The organism is Streptomyces sp. NBC_00483 (genome assembly GCF_036013745.1).
Classification (GTDB): domain Bacteria; phylum Actinomycetota; class Actinomycetes; order Streptomycetales; family Streptomycetaceae; genus Streptomyces.
The window spans coordinates 1,498,911-1,518,344 of the sequence record NZ_CP107880.1; the positions used below are offsets into that span (position 1 = coordinate 1,498,911).

The following is a 19,434-nucleotide window of genomic DNA, read 5'->3' on the forward strand; positions in this document are numbered from 1 at the left end:
CGGGCGCCGCGCGGCATCGTCACCAGTCGTGCACGCCCCCGTCCCGCAGCCGGTTCACCGGCAGGTACTTGCGCTCGTACGGGAACCGCTCGGCGGCCTTCTCGTCGAACTCGACGCCGATGCCGGGGCGGTCGCCGGGGTGCATCAGGCCGTCCTCGAAGGTCCAGGACGTGTGGAACACCTCCTCGTAGCCGGGGAGGTGGGCCATGTACTCCTGCATGCCGAAGTTCGGGACCGTCAGGTCGAGGTGGAGCGCGGCGGCGAACGACGCCGGGGAGAGGTCGCCCGCGCCGTGCGAACCGGAGCGCACCCCGTACAGCTCGGCGAGCGAGAAGATCCTGCGCAGGTGCGTGATGCCGCCCGCGTGGGAGACGGAGGCGCGGATGTAGTCGATCAGCCGGTTGGTGATGAGGTGCTGGCAGTCCCAGATCGAGTTGAAGATCTCGCCGACCGCGAGCGGCGTCGTGGTGTGCTGCCGGATGAGCCTGAAGGCCTCCTGGTCCTCGGCCGGCGTCGGGTCCTCGATCCAGAACATGCGGTACGGCTCAAGGGACTTGCCCAGTCGGCCGGCCTCGATCGGGGAGAGCCGGTGGTGCACGTCGTGCAGCAGGTGGAAGCCGTAGCCGAACTCCTCGCGGACGGCGGCCATATATTCAGGCACAAAGTCCAGGTAGGCGCCGGTGTCCCAGACCTCCTCGGTCGGCAGGTTGCCGTCGGCGGGCTCGTAGGTGTCCCCGTCGCCCTTGCGCATGCCGTAGACGCGCTCCAGGCCGGGCACCGCCGCCTGGGCGCGGACCGCGCGGAAGCCCTTGTCGCGGAACCGCCTTACGTCGTCGAGGAGTTCGGGGATGGTGTTGCCGCTGGCGTGGCCGTAGACGGTGACACCGTCGCGGGCGGCGCCGCCGAGCAGCTGGTAGACGGGAAGCCCCGCGACCTTCCCCTTGATGTCCCAGAGCGCCACGTCCACGGCGGCTATCGCCGTCATGGTGACCGGCCCGCGCCGCCAGTAGGCGCCCTTGTAGAGGTACTGCCACAGGTGCTCGATGCGGGCCGGGTCCTTGCCGATGAGCGTGGGGCAGACGTGGTCGCGCAGGTAGGAGGCGACGGCCAGTTCCCGGCCGTTGAGGGTGGCGTCGCCGATGCCGGTGACACCGTCGGAGGTGGTGATCTTCAGGGTGACGTAGTTGCGGCCGGGGCAGGTGACGAAGACCTCGGCGGAGGTGATGGTGGAGGACATGCGATGCCGTTCTCTCGGGAGGCGTCGTTGGATGGTGTGTCAGTCGCGGGCGGCGGCCCGCAGCGCGGCTTCGGCCCCGTGCGCGTCCAGAATTCGTGCGAACTCGGCGACGGCGTTCGCGAACTCCTCGTGTTGGGCGGCCTCTTGGGGCAGCAGGCCGCCTTCGGCGAGCAGCAGGCGGGCCTTCCCGTCGGGTCCGGTCGCGCGGGACGCCAGCTCGGCGAGGCGGGCTCGGGCGCCGTCGTGGACGGTGCCCAGGTTCCGCTCGTCGTACGCGTCGTCGGCCGTGATCACCCGTACGTAGGCGGCGAAACCGAGCGCGAGCACGCGCGGCACACGTCCGGCGGCCAGTGACTCGGTGAGGGGCCCGGCCCAGCGCACGGGGATCTTCAGGGAGCCGTCGGAGCCGACCTGGGCGGTGCGGTGGCCGAGCGCCGGGTTGGCGAAGCGGTCGAGGAGTTCGTCGATGTACGTCGCGCCGGGCATGCCGTCCGGTTCGGGGACGGTCGGCAGGATCTCCTCGCGCATCGCGAACTCGACGACCCCGCCGAGGAGTTCGTCGCCCACCGCCTGGTCGATGGAGCGGTGCCCGCGCAGCAGCCCGAGGTAGGCGAGCAGGGAGTGCGCGCCGTTGAGGAGGCGCAGCTTCATCAGCTCGTACGGGCCGACGTCCTTGGTGAACACCGCGCCCGCGTGCTCCCACGCGGGCCGCCCCGCACGGAAGTCGTCCTGCATCACCCACAGTCTGTACGGCTCCGCGGGCACCGGCACGGTGTCGCGGACGCCGAACGCGCGGGCGGCCAGGGCGCGGTGCTCGCCGGTGGTCGCGGGCGCGATCCGGTCGACCATGCTGTTCGGTGTCGACACGGAGGCGTCGGCGTACGCCTGGAGGCCCTCGCGCTCGGCGGCGGGCAGAGCGGCGATGAACTCGCCGAGCAGGGACCGGAGTCGGGCCCCGTTGTCCATGAGGTTGTCGCAGCTGAGGAGCGTCACGGGCGGGGCGCCGGTCCGGAGCCGCTGTTGCAGGCCGCGTGCGATCAGGCCGACCGTGGTGCGCGGGGTACCGCCCGCGAGGTCGGCGTGGACGAGCGGGTCGTCGAGGTCGAGGCGGCCGTCCGCGCCGAACGTGTAGCCCTTCTCCGTGACCGTGAGGGAGACGATGCGGGTGGTGTCCGCGCCGATGGCGGCGACCACGTCCGCGCCCTGCCCGTCGGCGACCAGGCCCGTGTGGTGCACGCCGGGCACACTCGCGGCGACGGCGCCGTCGCGGTGCAGGGTGAGCACGGTGTAGAGGCCGTCCTGCGCGGCCATGCCCTCGATCACCGGCCGGGGCCGGGTGCCGGGCGTGGTGGACACACCGGTGATCCCCCACGGCCCTTCGGTGTGCCGCAGCGCGTCGGCGGTGTACACCGCCTGGTGGGCGCGGTGGAAGTTGCCGAGGCCGAGGTGGACGATGCCGGACTCGGGGGTCAGCGGCGGCAGTTTGAGGCCTGCCACCGGGAGCGCGGCCCGGGTCAGGCGCGGCACCGCGCGGTGCTGGGCGGTGGTCACGCGTCCACCTCGCCGGGCGTGACGAGCACCTTCATCTGGGTGCGGTCGGTGAGCGCGGTGTGCAGCGCCACATCGGCCCGCTCCAGCGGGAACTCCGCGGTGACCAGGCCGTCGAGGCGTACGCGACCGGACCCGGCGAGGCGCACGGCGGCCGCGAAGTCCCCGGCGGCGTACCGGAAGGAGGTGAGCAGGGACATCTCCTGGCGTTGCATCCACGCCAGCGGCAGTTCGGTTTCCGGGCGGTTCGGGTTGCCGACGACGACGGCGGTGCCGCCGGGGCGCAGCGCGCGGATCCCGGAGACCAGGGCGGGGCCGACGCCGGAGCAGTCCAGGACGGTGTCGTAGCCGCCCGGGTCGGCGAGGGCGTGTGCCCGGTCGGGGTCGGGGGTGAGCGCGGTCGCGTCGACGGTCTCGGCGCCGAGCCGGGCCGCGAACTCGCGCCGAGCCGGGGCCACGTCGGAGACGGTCACCAGCGCTCCGCAGGCGGCGGCGACCTGCGCGACGAGCACGCCGATCGGCCCGCCACCGGTGACCAGGATGCGTTCGCCGGGCGCAACGGCGGCGCGGCGCACGGCGTGCACGGCAACCGCGAGGGGTTCGACGAGCGCGCCCAGCTTCACGTCCATGCCCTCGGGCAGCGGGTGCACGAAGTCCCTTGGTACGGCGATGAGTTCGGTCAGCGCGCCGTTCGTGGGCGGCGAGCCGAAGCAGGTGCCCTTCGGGCACAGGTTGTAGCGCCCGGCCCGGCAGAGGGTGCAGCGCCCGCAGGGGTGGGCCGGCTCGATCGCGACGGCCGTACCGTGCGGCAGGTCGCCGCCGCCCGCGCCGTGGCCGACGACGAACCCGGCGGGTTCGTGGCCGAGGACGGTCGGATGGCGCAACACGTTGGGCCCGTTCTCACCGTGCTCGTAGTAGTGCAGATCGGAGCCGCACAGGCCGACGGCGCGGACGGCGACGAGCACCTCACCGTCGCCCGGCTCGGGCACCGGACGGTCCTCTACGCGCAGGTCCTTGGGTCCGTGCAGCACGGCGGCGCGGTGCGTGGTGGTGGTCACGGGGCGCTCCCTTCTCTCGTACGAAAAGTCTTGCAGGCGGTCTCAGGCCCGCACCGGCAGCGGTTCGACGCGCTTGATGACGAACGCGTAGGTCAGCGCGCCGACGATGGACAGGGCGCCGGAGACGAGCAGCGGCACCAGGTACGAGCCGCCGGAGGACGCCAGCAGGAAGCCGGTGACGATCGGGCCGAGGGCGCCCGCGACGTTCGAGGCGAAGTTCTGGATGCCGGCGAGGGAGGCGACATGGCCCGCGGTGGGCGCGACATCGGCGGGCAGCGAGGCCACGGACGCGGTGGCGAAGGTCAGCGAGGCGTAGCTGAGGGAGAGCAGCGCGAGCGCGCCGGACGCGGTCGGCACGACGACGGCGAGCGCGATGACGGACGAGCACAGGGTGCCGGAGATCAGGCAGGTCTTGCGGACCTTGGTGGTGGACCAGCCCTTGCGCAGCAGCCGGTCGGCCGTGTAGCCGCCGAGCAGCGAGCCCACGATGGCGACGAGGCCGGGGACGGTGCCGAAGAAGCCGAGCGAGAGGAGGTCGAAGCCACGCTCGTCGACGAGGTAGCTGGGGAACCAGGTGATGAAAAAGTAGATGACGTAGTTGAGGCAGAAGAAGCCGAGCATCATGCCCCAGACCGTCCGGTACCGGAACAGGTCACGCCAGCGCACCTTGGGCGCGTCGTCCTTCTCGGCCGGTGTCTCCTCGATGCGGGCGCCGCCGGCCTCGATGTACTCGCGCTCCTCGGCGGTGAGCTTCGGGTGGTCGGCGGGCTCGTGGTACAGCCGCCACCAGCCGATGATCCACAGGAAGCCGAGCAGTCCGCAGGCGACGAAGGCGACCCGCCAGTGGAAGACGGAGACCAGCATCGTGACGAGCGGCAGGGCGATGGCGGTGCCGACGCGGGCGCCGTTGTCCCACACGCTGTTGGCGAAGGTGCGCTCGTGCCGCGGGAACCAGCGCGAGACGGCCTTCGCGGGCGCCGGGTAGCCGGCGGCCTCGCCCGCGCCGAGCAGCATCCGCGCCCCGACGAGCGAGCCGACCCCGCGCACCAGGCCCATGCCGATGGTGGCCACCGACCACCAGATCGCGCCGAGCGCGAAGACCCGCTTCACGCCGTACTTGTCGAGAAGCGCGCCGGCGGGCAGCTGGCAGATCGCGTACGTCAGGAAGAACGCGCTGAGGACGAAGCCCTGGGTCTCGGGGCCTATGTGCAGGTCCTTGGACATGGTGGGCAGCGCGACGCTGAGCGTGGAGCGGTCGAGGTAGTTGACCGCGAGGCCGCCGAAACAGAGCACGGCGATGCCCCAGCGGACGTTCTTGCCGCGGCCGCGGGGCCGGGGCGGCGGGGTCGTGCCGGACGGCGTCGTCACCTCGGTGTCGGTGACGGGGTGGCTGGTCATCATTGACCTCCGGTCGGAAGCGGGCTCGTCATTTTCTACCTGGGCGACCGCTTACATACAAGCCTTGTATGTAAGAATTTCCGCAGCTGAGGTGAGAGGGTGACGGCATGCGGGACGAGCAGCGACGAAGCGACAAGGCGACACGGCGCACGGTGGAGGCCGTGACACCCAAGGAGTCCAACCGGGTACGTGTGCACGCGCTGCTGCGCTCGCGCATCACGTCTCTCGAACTGCCGCCGGGCGCCCCGCTGTCGGAGAACGAACTCGCCGCGGAGCTCGACGTCAGCCGCACCCCGGTGCGCGAGGCGCTGATCCTGCTCGGCGAGGAGTCGCTGGTCGACATCTTCCCGAAGCTCGGTACGTTCGTCTCACGGATCAGCGTCGACGCCGTCCTCGAAGCGCAGTTCATGCGCGAGGCGCTCGAACTGGCCGCGCTGCGCGAGGCGGTGAAACGGGCCGACGACGAGGACATCGCGGCGCTGCGCGCGAACCTCGACGCGCAGCGCGCCGCGTTCGAGGCGGCGGACGACGATCTGTTCTTCGAGCAGGACGAGGCGTTCCACCGCCGACTGATGGAGGCCAGCGGCCACCGCACACTGTGGCGCACGGTCACCACGGCCAAGGCCCACCTCGACCGCGCCCGCCGGCTGAGCCTGCCGCTGCCGCGCCGCATCGAGCACCTCATCGACGAGCACCGGGCAGTGGTCGACGCCCTGGAACTGCGGGACGCGGCGCGGGCCGAGCAGGCCCTGCGCGGACACCTTCAGGGCGTGTTCGACGACATCGGCACCATCCAGGCCGAGCGCCCCGAACTCTTCGTGGAGACCGGGGAGTTGCCCCCGCCCAGCAGGCCCCGCGCTCACCCCGGCCTGCGCGCCTGAGCGCTCAGTCCGTGCGCCTCAGCCCGTCCAGGGTGAGGTCGAGGAGCCGCTCGGCCTGAGCGCGCTGTTCGGGCCCGGCGGAGGTGAGGGCGATCCCGGCGAGGGCGGCGAAGATGTCACCCGTGGGGATGTCGGAGCGGATCGCCCCGGCGCGCCTGCAGGCGTCCATCAGCTCGGCGATGGACGCCTCGATCATGTCCCGGCTGTGCCCGTAAGGATTTCCGCCCTCGGCGGCCATGGCGCGCAGGGCGTCGGCCATGCCGTACTTGGCACTCGCGTAGTCCATGAAGCGGCGGGTCCACGCGCGCAGGGCCTCGAACGGCGGGTGCGCCGCGAGCAGCTCGGTGGCGGCCTCGCAGACCTGGGCCACCTCGTTGCGGTAGGCCGCTTCGATGAGGGCCTCGCGGGTCGGGAAGTTGCGGTACAGCGTCGCACTGCCGACGCCCGCGACCTTGGCGATGTGCTCGAGGCGCGCGTCGAGGCCGTCCTCGGTGAACACACGCACCGCGGCGGCCAGAATCTTCTCCCTGTTGCGTCGCGCGTCCGCCCTGAGCGGCCGCTCCGCGGCTCGGTCCATCACCGGTTCCCTTCGTACCCACTTGCTAAGTGGAGGCTACCCCACTTACGGTCTCACCATCAGCCTAAGTGGGGAGTCCCCCACTTTCGCCTTGAGGCACGGCTCCGGCCTGCCCACACCCACCCCTGGGAAGGACCACCCATGTCTGGAATCGAAGGCAAAGTCGTGGCGATCACGGGCGCCGGCAGCGGCATCGGCGAGGCCACGGCCCTGCTGCTCGCGGAGCGCGGCGCGAAGGTCGTCCTCGGGGCGCGCCGCACCGAGCGCCTGGAGGATCTGGCGGGCCGCATCGAGAAGTCGGGCGGCCAAGTCGCCTGGATCCGCACCGATGTGACGGTCCGCCAGGACCTCGCGTCGCTCGTGGAGTTGGCGCGCAGCCGCTTCGGCAGGCTCGACGCACTCGTGAGCAACGCCGGGATCGGACCGATCTCCCCACTGGACGACCTGCGCGTCGAGGACTGGGAGAACATGATCGACGTCAACTTCAAGGGCGTCCTGTACGGGGTCGCGGCCGCGCTGCCGGTCTTCCGGGAGCAGGGCTCGGGACACTTCGTCAACGTCGTCTCCACCGCCGGACTGCGGATCGTCCCGACGCAGGCGGTGTACGCGGCCACCAAGAACGCCGTGCGCACCCTCTCCGAAGGCCTGCGCCAGGAGGCCGGTGAAAGCCTGCGGGTCACGGTCGTCTCACCGGGCATGACCCGCACGGAGTTCACCGACCACATCGCGCCGGAGGTGAAGGACCGGCTCGCCTCGTCCATGGGCGACATCGGCATCCCGCCGGAGTCCATCGCGCAGGCCATCGCCTTCGCCGTCGAGCAGCCGGCCAACGTCGACGTCGGCGACATCGTGGTCCGGCCGACGGCGCAGGGGTAGACACCGGGCCAGGGACTACGTCCACGCGACGGCCACGACCGCCGCGGCCGCCGTGAACGACCCCACGGCGTAGAAGGCCCACGGTCGCTTGTTGCGCATACCGGCCAGCGCGATCGCCGCCACCAGGACGTCCAGGGCCAGCTTCACCCCCATCTTCGCGTCGACCACCGGCAGGTCGAGGGATCTTCGGGTCCATATGAGCCCCACCCCGGTGACCAGCTGGACGACCGCGCTGCTCAGCATGTAGCCGCCGGCCACCGGGTCCTTTCCGCGCAGTTGGAAGAAGATGCCGCCCAGGAGCGCGGCGAACCCGAAGAGGTGGAAGACGAGGAACACATTCCGAAGGATCTCCATGTCACTGATCTTTCTCTGAAGTCGGCACGAATTGAGGGGCTTTCAAGCAGAAAGCCCGCCGCGCACGCCTCACGCCTGGAGCGTTCATCGCAGGGTGAGCGGGGTCTCGGACGCGGTGCGGGACAGCTTCTCGGGGTTGCGGACGACGTAGATGCCGGTGATGCGGTCGGCCTCGACGTGGACCGCGACGACGCTGTCCAGTTCGCCGTCCAGGTGGATCGTCAGCCCCGCCCCGCCGTTGACCGTCGCCGGACCGAACGCGACCGGGATCGTGTTCCTGCCGAGGCCGCCGGCCAGGAGCCGGGCCACCTTGTCGGCGCCGACGATCGGCCGCAGCGCGGCGTGCTTCACGCCGCCGCCGTCGCCCATGTAGACGACATCGGGCGCGAGCACATCGAGCAGGCCCTGAAGGTCCCCGCCCTCCAGCGCCCGCAGGAACGACTCCACGGCAGCCCGTGCCCTGCGCTGGGACACCACGGCGCGCGGCCGCCGGGCGTCCACATGACGGCGGGCCCGGTGCGCGATCTGGCGGACGGCCGCCGGGGTCTTGCCCACCGCCGCCGCGACGTCGTCGTATCCGACGTCGAAGACCTCGCGCAGCACGAAGACGACGCGCTCGGTCGGCGACAACGTCTCCAGGACCAGCATCACCGCCATCGACACACTCTCGGCGAGTTCGACGTCCTGGGCCACGTCCGGCGTGGTCAGCAGCGGCTCCGGCAGCCACGGGCCCACGTACGACTCCTTGCGCCGTGACATCGTGCGCAGCCGGTTGAGCGCCTGACGGGTCGTGATCCGCACCAAGTACGCACGCTGGTCGCGTACTTGGTCGAGGTCGACCTCGACCCACCGGAGCCAGGTCTCCTGCAGGACGTCCTCCGCGTCGGCCGCTGAGCCGAGCATCTCGTACGCGACGGTGAAGAGCAGATTGCGGTGGGCCACGAACGTCTCGGTCGCCCGGTCGACTGCGTCGTCATCACTCATGCCTGGATCTTCTCCCCCTCGACGGGCCCGGATCTAGGAAACCCGTTCGGCGACCGGCGCCGCGGCCCGCATGGACTCCAGCGCCTCGCGGCGGCCGGCGCCTCCCTTCATGCGGTGCAGGCCGTACCCGCCGGGCTTGTGCGCCTCGTCGGCCAGGTGCTTCACGATGCCCTTGCACACGCCTTCCTTCATCTTCGCGCCGAGGCGACCGCCGATGTGGAACCAGACCGCGACGTCGGACCTGTTGCCGAACTGGAAGACGCCGGCGCCCCGGCCCAGGCTGATGCACTGCGCCCCGAACGACTGGTTGAGGGTCTCGGGCCGCTCACCCGCCAACCTGCTGAGCACCGTGTCGGCGGCCCGCGCGCCCAGCGGCATCGCCGTCTGGCAGCTCATCCGCAACGGCAGTCCCGACGGCGCCGCCGAGTCCCCGGCCGCGACGATGCGGTCGTCGTCCACGCTCGTCAACGTCTCGTCCGTGAGCAGCCGCCCCAGGGCATCGACGCTCAGCCCGCTGCGGGCGGCCAGGTCCGGCACGCCGAAGCCCGCGGTCCAGATGGTCACGGCGCTCGGCAGCTCCCGGCCGTCGGCGAGACGCACCACGTCACATGTCACCGCCGCCACCTTCGTGCCAGGACCTGCCACGACCTTCACCCCGAGCGCCGCCAGCCGCCCGGCCACCGACCGCCGCCCCCGACGGTGCAGATACGGACCGAGCAGCCCGCCGCAGACCAGGGTCACGTCGCGGCCCTGCTCCGCCAGTTCGGCGGCGGTCTCGATGCCTGTCGGGCCGGCACCGACGACCGTCACCGGGGCCGACGCGGGCGCGGCGTCGAGGACGGGCAGCAGCCGCCGCGCGTCCTCCAGGGCGGCGATCGGGTGGGCGAACTCGGCCGCCCCCGGCACCTGCGGGTCGGCGCTGCCGCTGCCCACGGCGTAGACCAGGTGGTCGTAGCGGACCGCGCTGCCGCCCGCCAGTTCGACACCGCGCCCCGCCGCGTCGATCCGGGTCGCGCTGTCGACCACCAGCCGAATCCCCTCCGCCAGGACCTCGCGGTAGTCGACGACAGCGGCGTCTGTCCCGCCCACCAGCTGGTGCAGCCGGACCCGGTGGACGAAGGTGGGGCGCGGGTTGATCAGCGTCACGGTCACGTCGTCGCGCTGCGTGAGGCGATTGGCCGCCATGACGCCGGCGTATCCGCCGCCGAGCACCACCACGTCGGTGTTCTCAACCATGATGAAATCTCCCTCGTTGTCGAGCCGTTCGAGCGGTTCGAGCTCAAGACACCGGCTGCACACCCCCTGTGACACGTTGTGACCCGGATCACTTCGACCACCTGTTAGCGTGCGCCGATGGACGAACTGGTGCTCAACAGCTGGCCGCCGGAGCCGATCAGGACCGAGAGGCTCGTGCTCCGTGGGTCCGAGGCCCGGGACCGGGCGGCGTTCGTCGAGTTGCTCGCCTCGCCGGAGGTGCACACGTACCTCGGTGGCCCCCGGCCACGTGACGTGCTCGAGCGTGAGCTGCCCGCGGTGCCCGAGCGGTGGCCCGGGAGCTTCGTCGTCGAGCTCGATGGGGCGATGATCGGCCAGCTCCTGCTCCGGAGGGCGCCGATGCATCAACGCCCGGCCGCCGCGGGCAAGGCCGACCTCGGCTATCTGTTCCTGCCGGGGGCCTGGGGGTCCGGGTACGCGTCCGAAGCGTGCGCGGCGGCGCTCGCCTGGCTAGACGGCGTCCTCCCCGGAGAACCGGTGGTGCTCACCACCCAGACCGCCAACACCGGCTCGATGCGTCTCGCGGCCAAGCTGGGCTTCGCCGAGGTCGAGCGGTTCGAGGCCTGGGACGCCGAGCAGTGGCTCGGCATGCGGCCCCCGGTCACGGCGTCCGACTGAGGCCCCTTCCCCGGCCACCCCGCGCAACTCGTCGTCCGCGTCAAGGGGTTGACCCCGTTCCGCTTCCTGCTTACGGTGCTCGCACCCCGAAGGTATATCGATATACCAACGCGACAGGAGGCCTCCCGCCTTGCGCTCCCCGATGAATCGACGCGGCTTCATGGCTCTGGGTGCGGGCCTTGCGGCGGCGCCCGCGCTCAGTGCGTGCAGTGCGTTCTCCGCCTATGGCTCGGACCCCGACACCCTGGTGATCCACAGCCAGATGGGCGGGAACGCGCCCGGTTCCCCCACGTTCCGCGCGGTCGTGAACCAGTTCCGCAAGGAAAACCCGGACATCACCGTGAAGAACCTGATCAACGGCGATGACCTCGGGCAGGTCTACGAGACCTCGCGGCTCGCGCGCGCCGAGGCCGATGTCGTGATGGTCAACCTCTACGACAAGACGCTGTCGTGGACCGAGGTCGGCGCCACCGTTCCGGTCGGCGGCTATCTCGACGACTGGGGGCTGCGCGAGCGGATCATCCCGAAGGCCGTCACCGAGTGGACCGACACCGAGGGCAGGCTGCGCGCCTTCCCGTACATCGGGACGAACTGGCCGATCGCCTTCAACCACGCACTCCTTGAGCGCGCCGGGGTCGACACCCCGCCGGCCACATCCGACGAACTCGTCGCCGCCGCACGGAAGTTGCGCGGCAAGGGCATCACACCGTTCACGGTGGGCGGCAACGACTGGACGGGGCAGAAGCTGCTCGCCCAGATCATCCAGACGTTCCTGACACCGGCCGAGGCCCGACACCTGTACCGCACGGGCGACTTCAGCGGCTCCCGCGGCGCACAGGAAGGCATCGGGTACTTCGTGGATCTGCGCGACGCCGGGGTGTTCGCCGACAAGGCGCAGGGGCTCACATCGGACGCGATGACGACGCAGTTCAACACCGGGCACGCGGCCATGCAGTCGGCGATGTCCTCGGCTCTCGCCAGCGTCCCGGACAACGTTGTCAAGACCACGTCGGTCGGCGGCTTCCCGCTCGCGGACGGCGCCGCTCAGAAGAAGCCGACCATCCTGCGCACGTACACCGTCTCCGGCTTCTGGGTCAGCCCGAACGGGGTGAAGAAGATCGAGACGGTCGAGCGGTTCATCCGCTTCATGTACCGGCCCGAGGTCGTGGACCGGTTCGTCACCGAGGGCGGCCGCGACATGTCGGTGGTCACCGACGCGCTCAGCACGGACTTCCCGCTGGTGGCGAAGGCGCAGCAACTCGGCGACTCCGTCGGCCAGGTAGTGCTGCCGGACCAGTACATCCCGGCCGCCGCGGCGCAGCCCTTGATCCAGGCGACGTCGACCGCCTTCACTCCCGGTACCTCCGCGCGCGCCATCCGTACGGCGCTGGAATCCGCGTACCGCTCCGCCTGAGCCCGCCGTGGAGCACACCGAGAGCGCCGACATCGTCGAGACCGCTGAGAACGTCGAGCCCGCTGAGAACGCCGAGAACGTCGAGAACGGAAGTCGACCCCGATGACGATCACCACGTCTCGGCCCGCCGCCACCGCGGGCCGGACCCCCTCCCCCGTAAAGCCCGGCGGCGGCCGCAAGGGCGGCCAGGGCAGCACGATCCTCGCGCTGCCCGCGCTCGTCTGGTACCTGCTGTTCATGGTCGGCCCGATGGTCGCGATCTTCGTGATCGCGGCCCTGCACTGGCCGGGCATGCTCCAGCCGGTGTCCTTCGCCGGCCTCGACAACTTCCGTACCGTTTTCGCCGATCCGGCCTTCTGGGCCGCCGTGCGCAACACCGCGGTCCAGCTCGTGATCGCGCTGCCGGTGATGATCGTGTGCGCGTACATGATCGGCTACTACGTGGCGCAGCGGCCGCCGGGCCATCGCGTCATCCGGTATCTGCTGTTCGTGCCCGGTCTGATCTCGACGCCGGCGAAGGCGATGGTCTTCTACGCCGCCCTCTCCCCCGACGGCCTGCTCAACGGCGCCCTGTCGGGGCTCGGCCTCGACTCGCTCACCGACGCCTGGCTGGCCAGCCCCTCGACGGCCCTGTACTGCCTGATCGCCATGGACATCTGGGCGGGCATCGGTTTCACCGCCGTGCTGTTCGCGGCGCGCCTGTCCAGCGTGCCCGAAGACCTCGGTGAGGCCGCGCAGTTGGACGGGGCGGGGCACTGGCGGACGATGTGGCGCATCCACTTCCCGGTCGTGCGGGACTACGTGGGTGTGGTGACGATGCTGCAGCTGCTGTGGACGCTGTTCGGCTCGGCGCAGAATGTGCTGCTGCTCACCCAGGGCGGCCCGGGCACCTCGTCGACGACGCTGTCCTTCCTCGTCTACCAGAAGGCGTTCATCGAGGCGGACCTCGGATACAGCCAGGCCGTGGGCGTGATCCTGTTCCTCTCCGGGCTCGTGGGCCTGCTGACCATCCGCCGTGTCTTCCGCGCCACCCACTGAGCACTGAGCCCGATCGGAGCTGTTTTCCCCATGAGCGTTCCCATGAGCAAGAGTCATGTGAGCAAGAGTCATGCGAAGTTCGGCCGGTCGTGGTGGCCCGCGCACATCCTGGTGTGGGGGTACGCGGTGTTGCTCGCGGTGCCGCTGTACTACTTCGTCGCGTCCTCGTTCAAGTCCAATGACGCGATCTTCGGCAGCCCGTTGGCGCCGCCGGCCTCGCTCGGCCTCGACAACTTCACGACGGCCTTCCGGACCGCGGGCCTCGGCACCGCGGTGGTGAACTCCGCGCTGGTGACCGTGGTGGCCCTGGCGTTGACGCTCGGGCTCGCGGTTCCGGCGGCGTTCGCGCTCGCCCGTTCCGAGGGCCGGGCGGCGTCGGTGATCGAGAAGGTGTTCTCGCTCGGGTTCCTGATCCCGACGTTCGCCGCCCTGTTCCCCACGTTCCTGCTGGCGGCCGCCGCGGGCCTGTTCCACACCCGTACGTTCATGGTGCTGCTGCTCCCGGCGACCGCGCTGCCGCTGTCGGTGGTGATCCTGGTGCAGTTCATGCGAACCATCCCGAAGGAGATGGAGGAGGCAGCGCGGATGGACGGCGCCTCCACCTTCGCGGTACTGCGCCACATCTATACGCCGATGTGTCTGCCCGGCATCGCCACGGTGCTGCTCCTCAACTTCCTGAGTTTCTGGAACGAGTACCTGTACTCTCTCGTCCTCATCGGCCCCGACCCGGACCTGCGCACGGTCCAAGTCGCCCTGCCCACCCTGAAGTCGGTGACCGGCACGGACTACGGTGTGCTGACGGCGGGCACCGTGCTCACCCTCGTCCCGGTGTGGCTCGTGTACACGGTGCTTCAGAAGAGGATGCAGACGGCCCTGGTCAGTGGCGCGGTGAAGATGTGAGTGCGGTGCGGACGCAGCCGTCGGGCAAGCGCCCGACCATCAAGGACGTGGCGGCCGAGGCCGGGGTGTCACCGGCCGCGGTGTCGAAGGTGTTCAACGGTACGGGGCGGATCTCCGAACCCACCCGGCAGCGCGTGCAGGACGCCGCGGCCCGCCTCGGCTGGTCGCCGAACGCGGCGGCGAGCGCCCTGCGCCGCTCCCGCAGCCACACCATCGCCCTCGTGGTGCGCCGCCCCAGCGATGTCCTGGGCACGGACCCGCACTTCAGCGAGCTGATCAACGGCCTGGAGAGCGAGCTGGCGCCGCGCGGCTACGGTCTGCTGCTTCACCTGGTCGCGGATGTCGCCGAGGAGGGCCGGCTGTACGAGCGGCTCGCCGCCGAGGGTCGGGTGGACGGTGCGGTGCTCACGGAGAGCCGGATCGACGACCCGCGTCCGGCCCAACTTCGGCGCCTCGGCCTGCCGTTCGTGCTGCTCGGCGGCCCGGACGGGGTGATGCTCAGCCACCAGGAGACCGGTGTCACGGAGGCCGTTGAGCATCTGCTCGCCCTCGGCCACCGGAGGATCGGCTACGTGTCCGGTCCGCCGGAGCTGGTCCACTCCCGTTTCCGGCAGGGCGTGTTCACCGATGCCCTCGCCCGGTCCGGGCTCGCCCCGGCCGCCGTGATCCCCACGGACTTCGGCGCCGAGGCCGCGATCGCCGCCACGGAGCGGCTCCTCGCCCTCTCCCCCCGCCCCACCGCGATCGTCTACGCCAACGACTCGATGGCGATGTGCGGCATCGGCGCCGCCCAGCGCGCGGGCCTCTCGGTCCCGGGCGATGTGTCCGTCATCGGCTACGACGACCTGCCGCTCGGCCGCTGGCTGCACCCACGGCTCACCACCGTCGACCAGCGGGTGACCGTGGTGGGCGCGGCGGCCGCGCGGGCGCTGCTCGCGGAGGTCGGCGAGGAGGGTGTGCCCGCGCCCGAACTGACCGAACACCCACGGCTCGTCGTACGGGAGTCGACGGGGCCGGCAGGTTCGTAGACCCAACTCCCGTTACGTTTCCACCTTTTCGGCACCACCTTCTGGAGCAGAACACCATGCGTCGCCACAGCGCCCAGCTGTCCCACCACCCCGCCGTCCTGCCCTGGCTCGGTGCCAACTACTGGTCCCGCACCGGCGGTCCGCTCATGTGGCGGAACTACGACCCCGCCGTCGTGCGCGAGGAGCTCCGGGCCCTGCACGAGCACGGTCTGAACATGACCCGGTCCTTCTTCTACTGGCCCGACTTCCACCCGGAGCCGCACCGCATCGACGAGCAACTCTGCGACCGTTTCCGGGACTTCCTCGACGCGCACGAGGAACTGGGCATGGGGTCCGTCCCCACCTTCATCGTCGGCCACATGTCCGGCGAGAACTGGGACCCCGCCTGGCGCGGCAACCGCGACCTGTACGAGGACGTGTGGATGGTCGGCCGGCAGGCGTGGTTCGCGTCCGAGATGACGCGGCGTTTCAAGGACCACCCGGCGGTGACCGGCTGGCTGATCACCAACGAGATGCCGGGGTACGGCCGGATCTACCAGGTCGACCCGCCGTCCTCCGACGTGGTGACGGCCTGGGCGCAGTTCATGTGTCAGGCCGTGGTGGCGGCCGGGGCCACGCAGCCGGTGTCGCTCGGCGACGGCGCGTGGGGCATCGAGGTCACCGGCAAGGACAACGGGTTCTCGCTGCGCGACACCGACACGTACGTGGACTTCGTCGGTCCGCACGTCTACCGCTCGGACACGGACAGGACGCGCCAGCACTACCGTGCCGCGTTCGAGTGCGAGCTGGCCGCGGTCACCGGGAAGCCGGTGATCCTGGAGGAGTTCGGGCTTTCCACGGACACCGTGTCCGTGCGCAACGCGGGCGTCTACTACCGGCAGACGCTGCACAACTCGCTGCTCGGCGGCGCCACTGGCTGGATGGCCTGGAACAACACGGACTACGACGACCTGTGGGAGCAGTCGCCGTACGACCACCACCCGTTCGAGATGCACTTCGGGATCACGGACAGCGCGGGCCGCCCGAAGGAGCCGCTGCGTGAACTCGCGGCGTTCGCCGAGGTGTTGAAGGACGTGGACTTCCCGCGCTGCCGGCGCACGGACGCGGGCGCGGCGCTTGTCGTCCCGGCGTTCCTGGAGAAGGGCTACCCGTACAGCCGGCCCGCCGACCGGCCGCTGATCTTCAGCTCGCTCCAGCAGGGCTACGTCGCCGCGCGCGGCGCGGACCTCCCGGTGGGCTTCGTCCGTGAGGTCGACGGGCTGCCGGAGGACGGTGACGTACAGCTGTATCTGCTGCCGTCGACGCGGCAGTTGACGACGCGGACGCGGCGCGGTCTGGAGCAGCGGGCGCGCGAAGGGGCGACGGTGTATCTGTCGTTCTGCTCGGGCGAGCACCCGGGGACGCGCGGGCCGTGGTTCCACGACCTGGACGGGCTGTTCGGGGTCGAGATGCAGCTGTCGTACGGGGTGGCCGAGCCGATCGAGGACGACGAGCTGGCCATGACGTTCACCGAGGACTTCGGATCCGTGCGGGCCGGTGAGACGCTGCGCTTCCCCGTCGCGGGGAACGAGGACAGCCGCGCGTGGCTGCCGGTCGTGCCGGACGGCGCGCGGGTCGTCGCGACGGACGCGCACGGCCGTCCGGCGCTGCTCGTGCACGAGATCGGCGCGGGCCGGGCGGTCCTCGCCACGTACCCGCTGGAGCACATGGCGGCGCGTACGGCGCGGGTGAACCCGGAGCAGACGCACCGGCTGTACGCGGCGCTCGCCGAGGTCGCGGGGGCAGCGCGTCCGGTGACCGTGGACACGCCGCTGGCCAGCGCGGACACCCTCGTCCACGAGGACGGGCGGCGGTTCCTGTGGCTGGTCAGCCAGGCGGAGGAGGAGCTGACGGTGCGCCCGTCCGACCGACTCGGCAAGCCGCTCGACGAGGTGACGCTCGCACCGTACGGGGTGCGGGTCCTCGAACTGGACACGGAGGCCTGACCCATGGAGCTGTACAGGGACGCGGACGCGCCGGTCGCCGACCGGGTGCGTGACCTGCTCGACCGGATGACGCTCACGGAGAAGGTCGGCCAGGTCAACCAGCGGATGTACGGCTGGGACGCGTACGAGCACACGGCGCAGGGCCACCGGCTCACGGACGCCTTCCGCGAGGAGGTGGCACGGTTCGACGGGATGGGTGCGCTGTACGGCCTGCAACGGGCCGACCCGTGGTCCGGTGTCACCTTCGCCGACGGCATCACGGCGGCGGACGGGGCGCGGGTCGCGGACGCCGTGCAGCGGCATGTCGTCGAGAACACGCGGCTCGGCATCCCCGTACTGATGGTGGAGGAGGTGCCGCACGGTCATCAGGCCCTCGACGGCACCGTGCTTCCGGTGAACCTGGCGGTCGGCGCCACTTGGGACCCGGACCTGTACCGGGAGACGGCGGCGGCCGCGGCGGCCGAACTGCGGGCCCGTGGCGGGCACATCGCGCTCGTGTCGGCGCTCGACCTGGTGCGGGACCCGCGTTGGGGCCGCGCCGAGGAGTGCTTCGGCGAGGACCCGTACCTGGCGGCGCGGCTCACCGAGGCACTGGTGGAGGGGATGCAGGGCACGGGTGACACCATCGCCGCGGACCGGGCGGCCGTCGTGCTCAAGCACTTTGCCGGGCAAGGGAGTTCGGTGGGCGGGCGGAACAGTGCCGCGACCGAGATCGGCGCCCGCGAGCTGCACGAGATCCATCTCCCGGCGGCCCTCGCGGGAGTGCGGGCGGGGGCGGCGGGCGTGATGGCCGCGTACAACGAGTTCGACGGCCTGCCGTGTGCGGCCTCGGGCGACCTCCTCACCGGGCTGCTCCGTGAACGCTGGGGCTTCGAGGGCCTGGTGATGGCCGACGGCTGCGCACTCGACCGTCTCGTGCGGCTGGCCGGCGACCGGCCGTCGGCGGCGGCGCTCGCACTGTCGGCGGGCACGGATCTGAGCCTGTGGGACGGAGTGTTCCCGGAGCTGGGGACGGCGGTGGAGCGCGGTCTCGTCCCGATGGAGACCCTCGACGCGGCAGTGGCCCGCATCCTGACACTGAAGTTCCGGCTCGGCCTCTTCGAGCGCCCCTACGTCACCGAGGCACCCGAACGGGCCGTTGACACAACGGAGTTGAGCGAGCGGATCGCCCGCGCGTCGATCACGCTCCTGCACAACGACGGGGCGCTGCTTCCCCTCGGGCCCGACAAGAAGCGCATCGCCGTCATCGGCCCGAACGCCGACTCGATCCCGCAGCAGATCGGCGACTACACGTCGCCACAGCGGCCGGACAGTGGCGTCTCGGTGCTCGCCGGACTGCGGGAGACCGGAGCGGACGTGACGTACGCGCGCGGCTGTGACCTGGTGGGCGACGACCGTTCGGGGATCGCGGAGGCCGTCGAGCTGGCCGCCGCAGCCGATGTCGCGGTGCTCGTGCTCGGCGGTTCCAGCGCCCGCGAGGGCGACACACGTTTCGACAACAACGGTGCCGCGGTCGTCACCACCGGCAACCCGACGGAGATGACCTGCGGCGAGGGCGTCGACCTCGCCGACGTCCGGCTCGGCTCCGGGCAGCGGGCGCTCGCCGAGGCGGTGGCGGCGACCGGCACACCGTGCGTGGCGGTGCTGATCCAGGGCCGCCCGCACGCGGTGCCCGAACTCGCGGACGGGGCAGGGGCTTTGGTGAGCGCCTGGTATCCGGGGCCGTGGGGCGGCCGGGCCGTCGCGGACGTGCTCCTCGGCGCGTGCGAGCCGAGCGGACGGCTGCCCGTCTCGGTGCCCCGCTCCTCCGGCCAGCTGCCCGTCTTCTACAACTCCAAGGACCACGGCTTCCGCGGCTACGTGGACGAACCCGGCACCCCGCTCTACCCCTTCGGACACGGACTGTCGTACACCACGACCGAGTTCGGCGCGCCGCGCGTCCGCGACGGGGTGTGCGAGGTCGAGGTCGTCAACACCGGGGACCGGCCGGTCCGCGAGACCGTCCAGCTGTACGTGCGCCGGATCGGCGGCGGGACGTCCTGGCCGCGCGTCCGTGAGCTGCGCGGCTTTCGGCGCGTGGACCTGACGCCGGGCGAGAAGGCCACGGTCGCCTTCCCCCTCGACGACACCGTGCTGGCCTCGGTGACACGGTCCCTGGACCTGGCCGTGGAACCGGGCACGTACGAGATCGAGACGGGCCGCTCCTCGGACTCCACGCGGTCCGTGACGCTGATCGTCTGACCGGCTCTTGCGCGCGGGAGCC

17 protein-coding genes are annotated in these 19,434 nt (G+C 71.2%); 9 read left to right on the top strand and 8 right to left on the bottom strand.

Annotated elements, in window-relative coordinates; all coding sequences use genetic code 11:
* Positions 1-19: 19 nt before the first annotated feature.
* From manD to OHA73_RS06415, 4 genes are read right to left on the bottom strand one after another with little or no spacing between them, the layout of a single operon-like run.
* Positions 20-1,237 carry a D-mannonate dehydratase ManD gene (gene manD, locus OHA73_RS06400; protein WP_327654454.1) on the bottom strand — a complete coding sequence of 406 codons (1,218 nt, stop codon included), beginning with the start codon at positions 1,235-1,237 and terminating at the stop codon, positions 20-22.
* Between the two features lie 39 nt (positions 1,238-1,276).
* The gene (locus tag OHA73_RS06405) at positions 1,277-2,788 is read right to left on the bottom strand and encodes a mannitol dehydrogenase family protein (protein WP_327654455.1); all 1,512 of its coding nucleotides are present in this window, start codon (positions 2,786-2,788) and stop codon (positions 1,277-1,279) included.
* Complete coding sequence (locus tag OHA73_RS06410) at positions 2,785-3,843, bottom strand: NAD(P)-dependent alcohol dehydrogenase (RefSeq protein WP_327654456.1); 1,059 nt, start codon at positions 3,841-3,843, stop codon at positions 2,785-2,787. The genes OHA73_RS06405 and OHA73_RS06410 overlap by 4 nt, the downstream gene beginning before the upstream one ends.
* Before the next feature lie 42 nt (positions 3,844-3,885).
* Positions 3,886-5,241, bottom strand: coding sequence for an MFS transporter (locus tag OHA73_RS06415; protein WP_327654457.1), 1,356 nt, complete (start codon positions 5,239-5,241; stop codon positions 3,886-3,888).
* A 107-nt stretch (positions 5,242-5,348) separates the two neighbouring features.
* On the opposite strand from OHA73_RS06415, the gene OHA73_RS06420 reads away from it, so the two are divergent.
* Positions 5,349-6,122, top strand: coding sequence for a GntR family transcriptional regulator (locus OHA73_RS06420; RefSeq protein ID WP_327654458.1), 774 nt, complete (start codon positions 5,349-5,351; stop codon positions 6,120-6,122).
* 4 nt (positions 6,123-6,126) lie between these two features.
* On the opposite strand, the gene OHA73_RS06425 is transcribed toward OHA73_RS06420, so the two are convergent.
* Positions 6,127-6,699, bottom strand: coding sequence for a TetR/AcrR family transcriptional regulator (locus OHA73_RS06425; RefSeq protein WP_327654459.1), 573 nt, complete (start codon positions 6,697-6,699; stop codon positions 6,127-6,129).
* A gap of 141 nt (positions 6,700-6,840) precedes the next feature.
* On the opposite strand from OHA73_RS06425, the gene OHA73_RS06430 reads away from it, so the two are divergent.
* Positions 6,841-7,575, top strand: coding sequence for an SDR family oxidoreductase (locus OHA73_RS06430; protein ID WP_327654460.1), 735 nt, complete (start codon positions 6,841-6,843; stop codon positions 7,573-7,575).
* 15 nt (positions 7,576-7,590) lie between these two features.
* On the opposite strand, the gene OHA73_RS06435 is transcribed toward OHA73_RS06430, so the two are convergent.
* The 3 genes from OHA73_RS06435 to OHA73_RS06445 form a co-directional block, all read right to left on the bottom strand.
* The gene (locus OHA73_RS06435; protein WP_266716489.1) at positions 7,591-7,929 is read right to left on the bottom strand and encodes a hypothetical protein; all 339 of its coding nucleotides are present in this window, start codon (positions 7,927-7,929) and stop codon (positions 7,591-7,593) included.
* A gap of 84 nt (positions 7,930-8,013) precedes the next feature.
* Positions 8,014-8,913, bottom strand: coding sequence for an RNA polymerase sigma-70 factor (locus OHA73_RS06440; RefSeq protein ID WP_267071740.1), 900 nt, complete (start codon positions 8,911-8,913; stop codon positions 8,014-8,016).
* A 33-nt stretch (positions 8,914-8,946) separates the two neighbouring features.
* Positions 8,947-10,149, bottom strand: coding sequence for an NAD(P)/FAD-dependent oxidoreductase (locus tag OHA73_RS06445; protein WP_267071739.1), 1,203 nt, complete (start codon positions 10,147-10,149; stop codon positions 8,947-8,949).
* Positions 10,150-10,266: 117 nt separating this feature from the next.
* On the opposite strand from OHA73_RS06445, the gene OHA73_RS06450 reads away from it, so the two are divergent.
* From OHA73_RS06450 to OHA73_RS06480, 7 genes are all read left to right on the top strand, one after another.
* Positions 10,267-10,806 (top strand): GNAT family N-acetyltransferase, encoded by a 540-nt coding sequence (locus OHA73_RS06450; RefSeq protein ID WP_267071738.1) that lies wholly within the window; start codon positions 10,267-10,269, stop codon positions 10,804-10,806.
* Between the two features lie 130 nt (positions 10,807-10,936).
* Entirely contained in the window at positions 10,937-12,220 is a 1,284-nt protein-coding gene (locus tag OHA73_RS06455) for an ABC transporter substrate-binding protein (RefSeq protein WP_267071737.1), read from the top strand.
* A 102-nt stretch (positions 12,221-12,322) separates the two neighbouring features.
* On the top strand, positions 12,323-13,258 hold the full coding sequence (locus tag OHA73_RS06460) for a carbohydrate ABC transporter permease (protein ID WP_266716480.1): 936 nt from the start codon (positions 12,323-12,325) through the stop codon (positions 13,256-13,258).
* Between the two features lie 42 nt (positions 13,259-13,300).
* Entirely contained in the window at positions 13,301-14,158 is an 858-nt protein-coding gene (locus tag OHA73_RS06465; RefSeq protein WP_327654461.1) for a carbohydrate ABC transporter permease, read from the top strand.
* Positions 14,159-14,163: 5 nt separating this feature from the next.
* Positions 14,164-15,186 (top strand): LacI family DNA-binding transcriptional regulator, encoded by a 1,023-nt coding sequence (locus tag OHA73_RS06470; protein WP_327654462.1) that lies wholly within the window; start codon positions 14,164-14,166, stop codon positions 15,184-15,186.
* A 56-nt stretch (positions 15,187-15,242) separates the two neighbouring features.
* Positions 15,243-17,171, top strand: coding sequence for a cellulase family glycosylhydrolase (locus tag OHA73_RS06475; RefSeq protein WP_327654463.1), 1,929 nt, complete (start codon positions 15,243-15,245; stop codon positions 17,169-17,171).
* A gap of 3 nt (positions 17,172-17,174) precedes the next feature.
* The gene (locus OHA73_RS06480; RefSeq protein WP_327654464.1) at positions 17,175-19,412 is read left to right on the top strand and encodes a glycoside hydrolase family 3 N-terminal domain-containing protein; all 2,238 of its coding nucleotides are present in this window, start codon (positions 17,175-17,177) and stop codon (positions 19,410-19,412) included.
* Positions 19,413-19,434 lie beyond the last annotated feature (22 nt).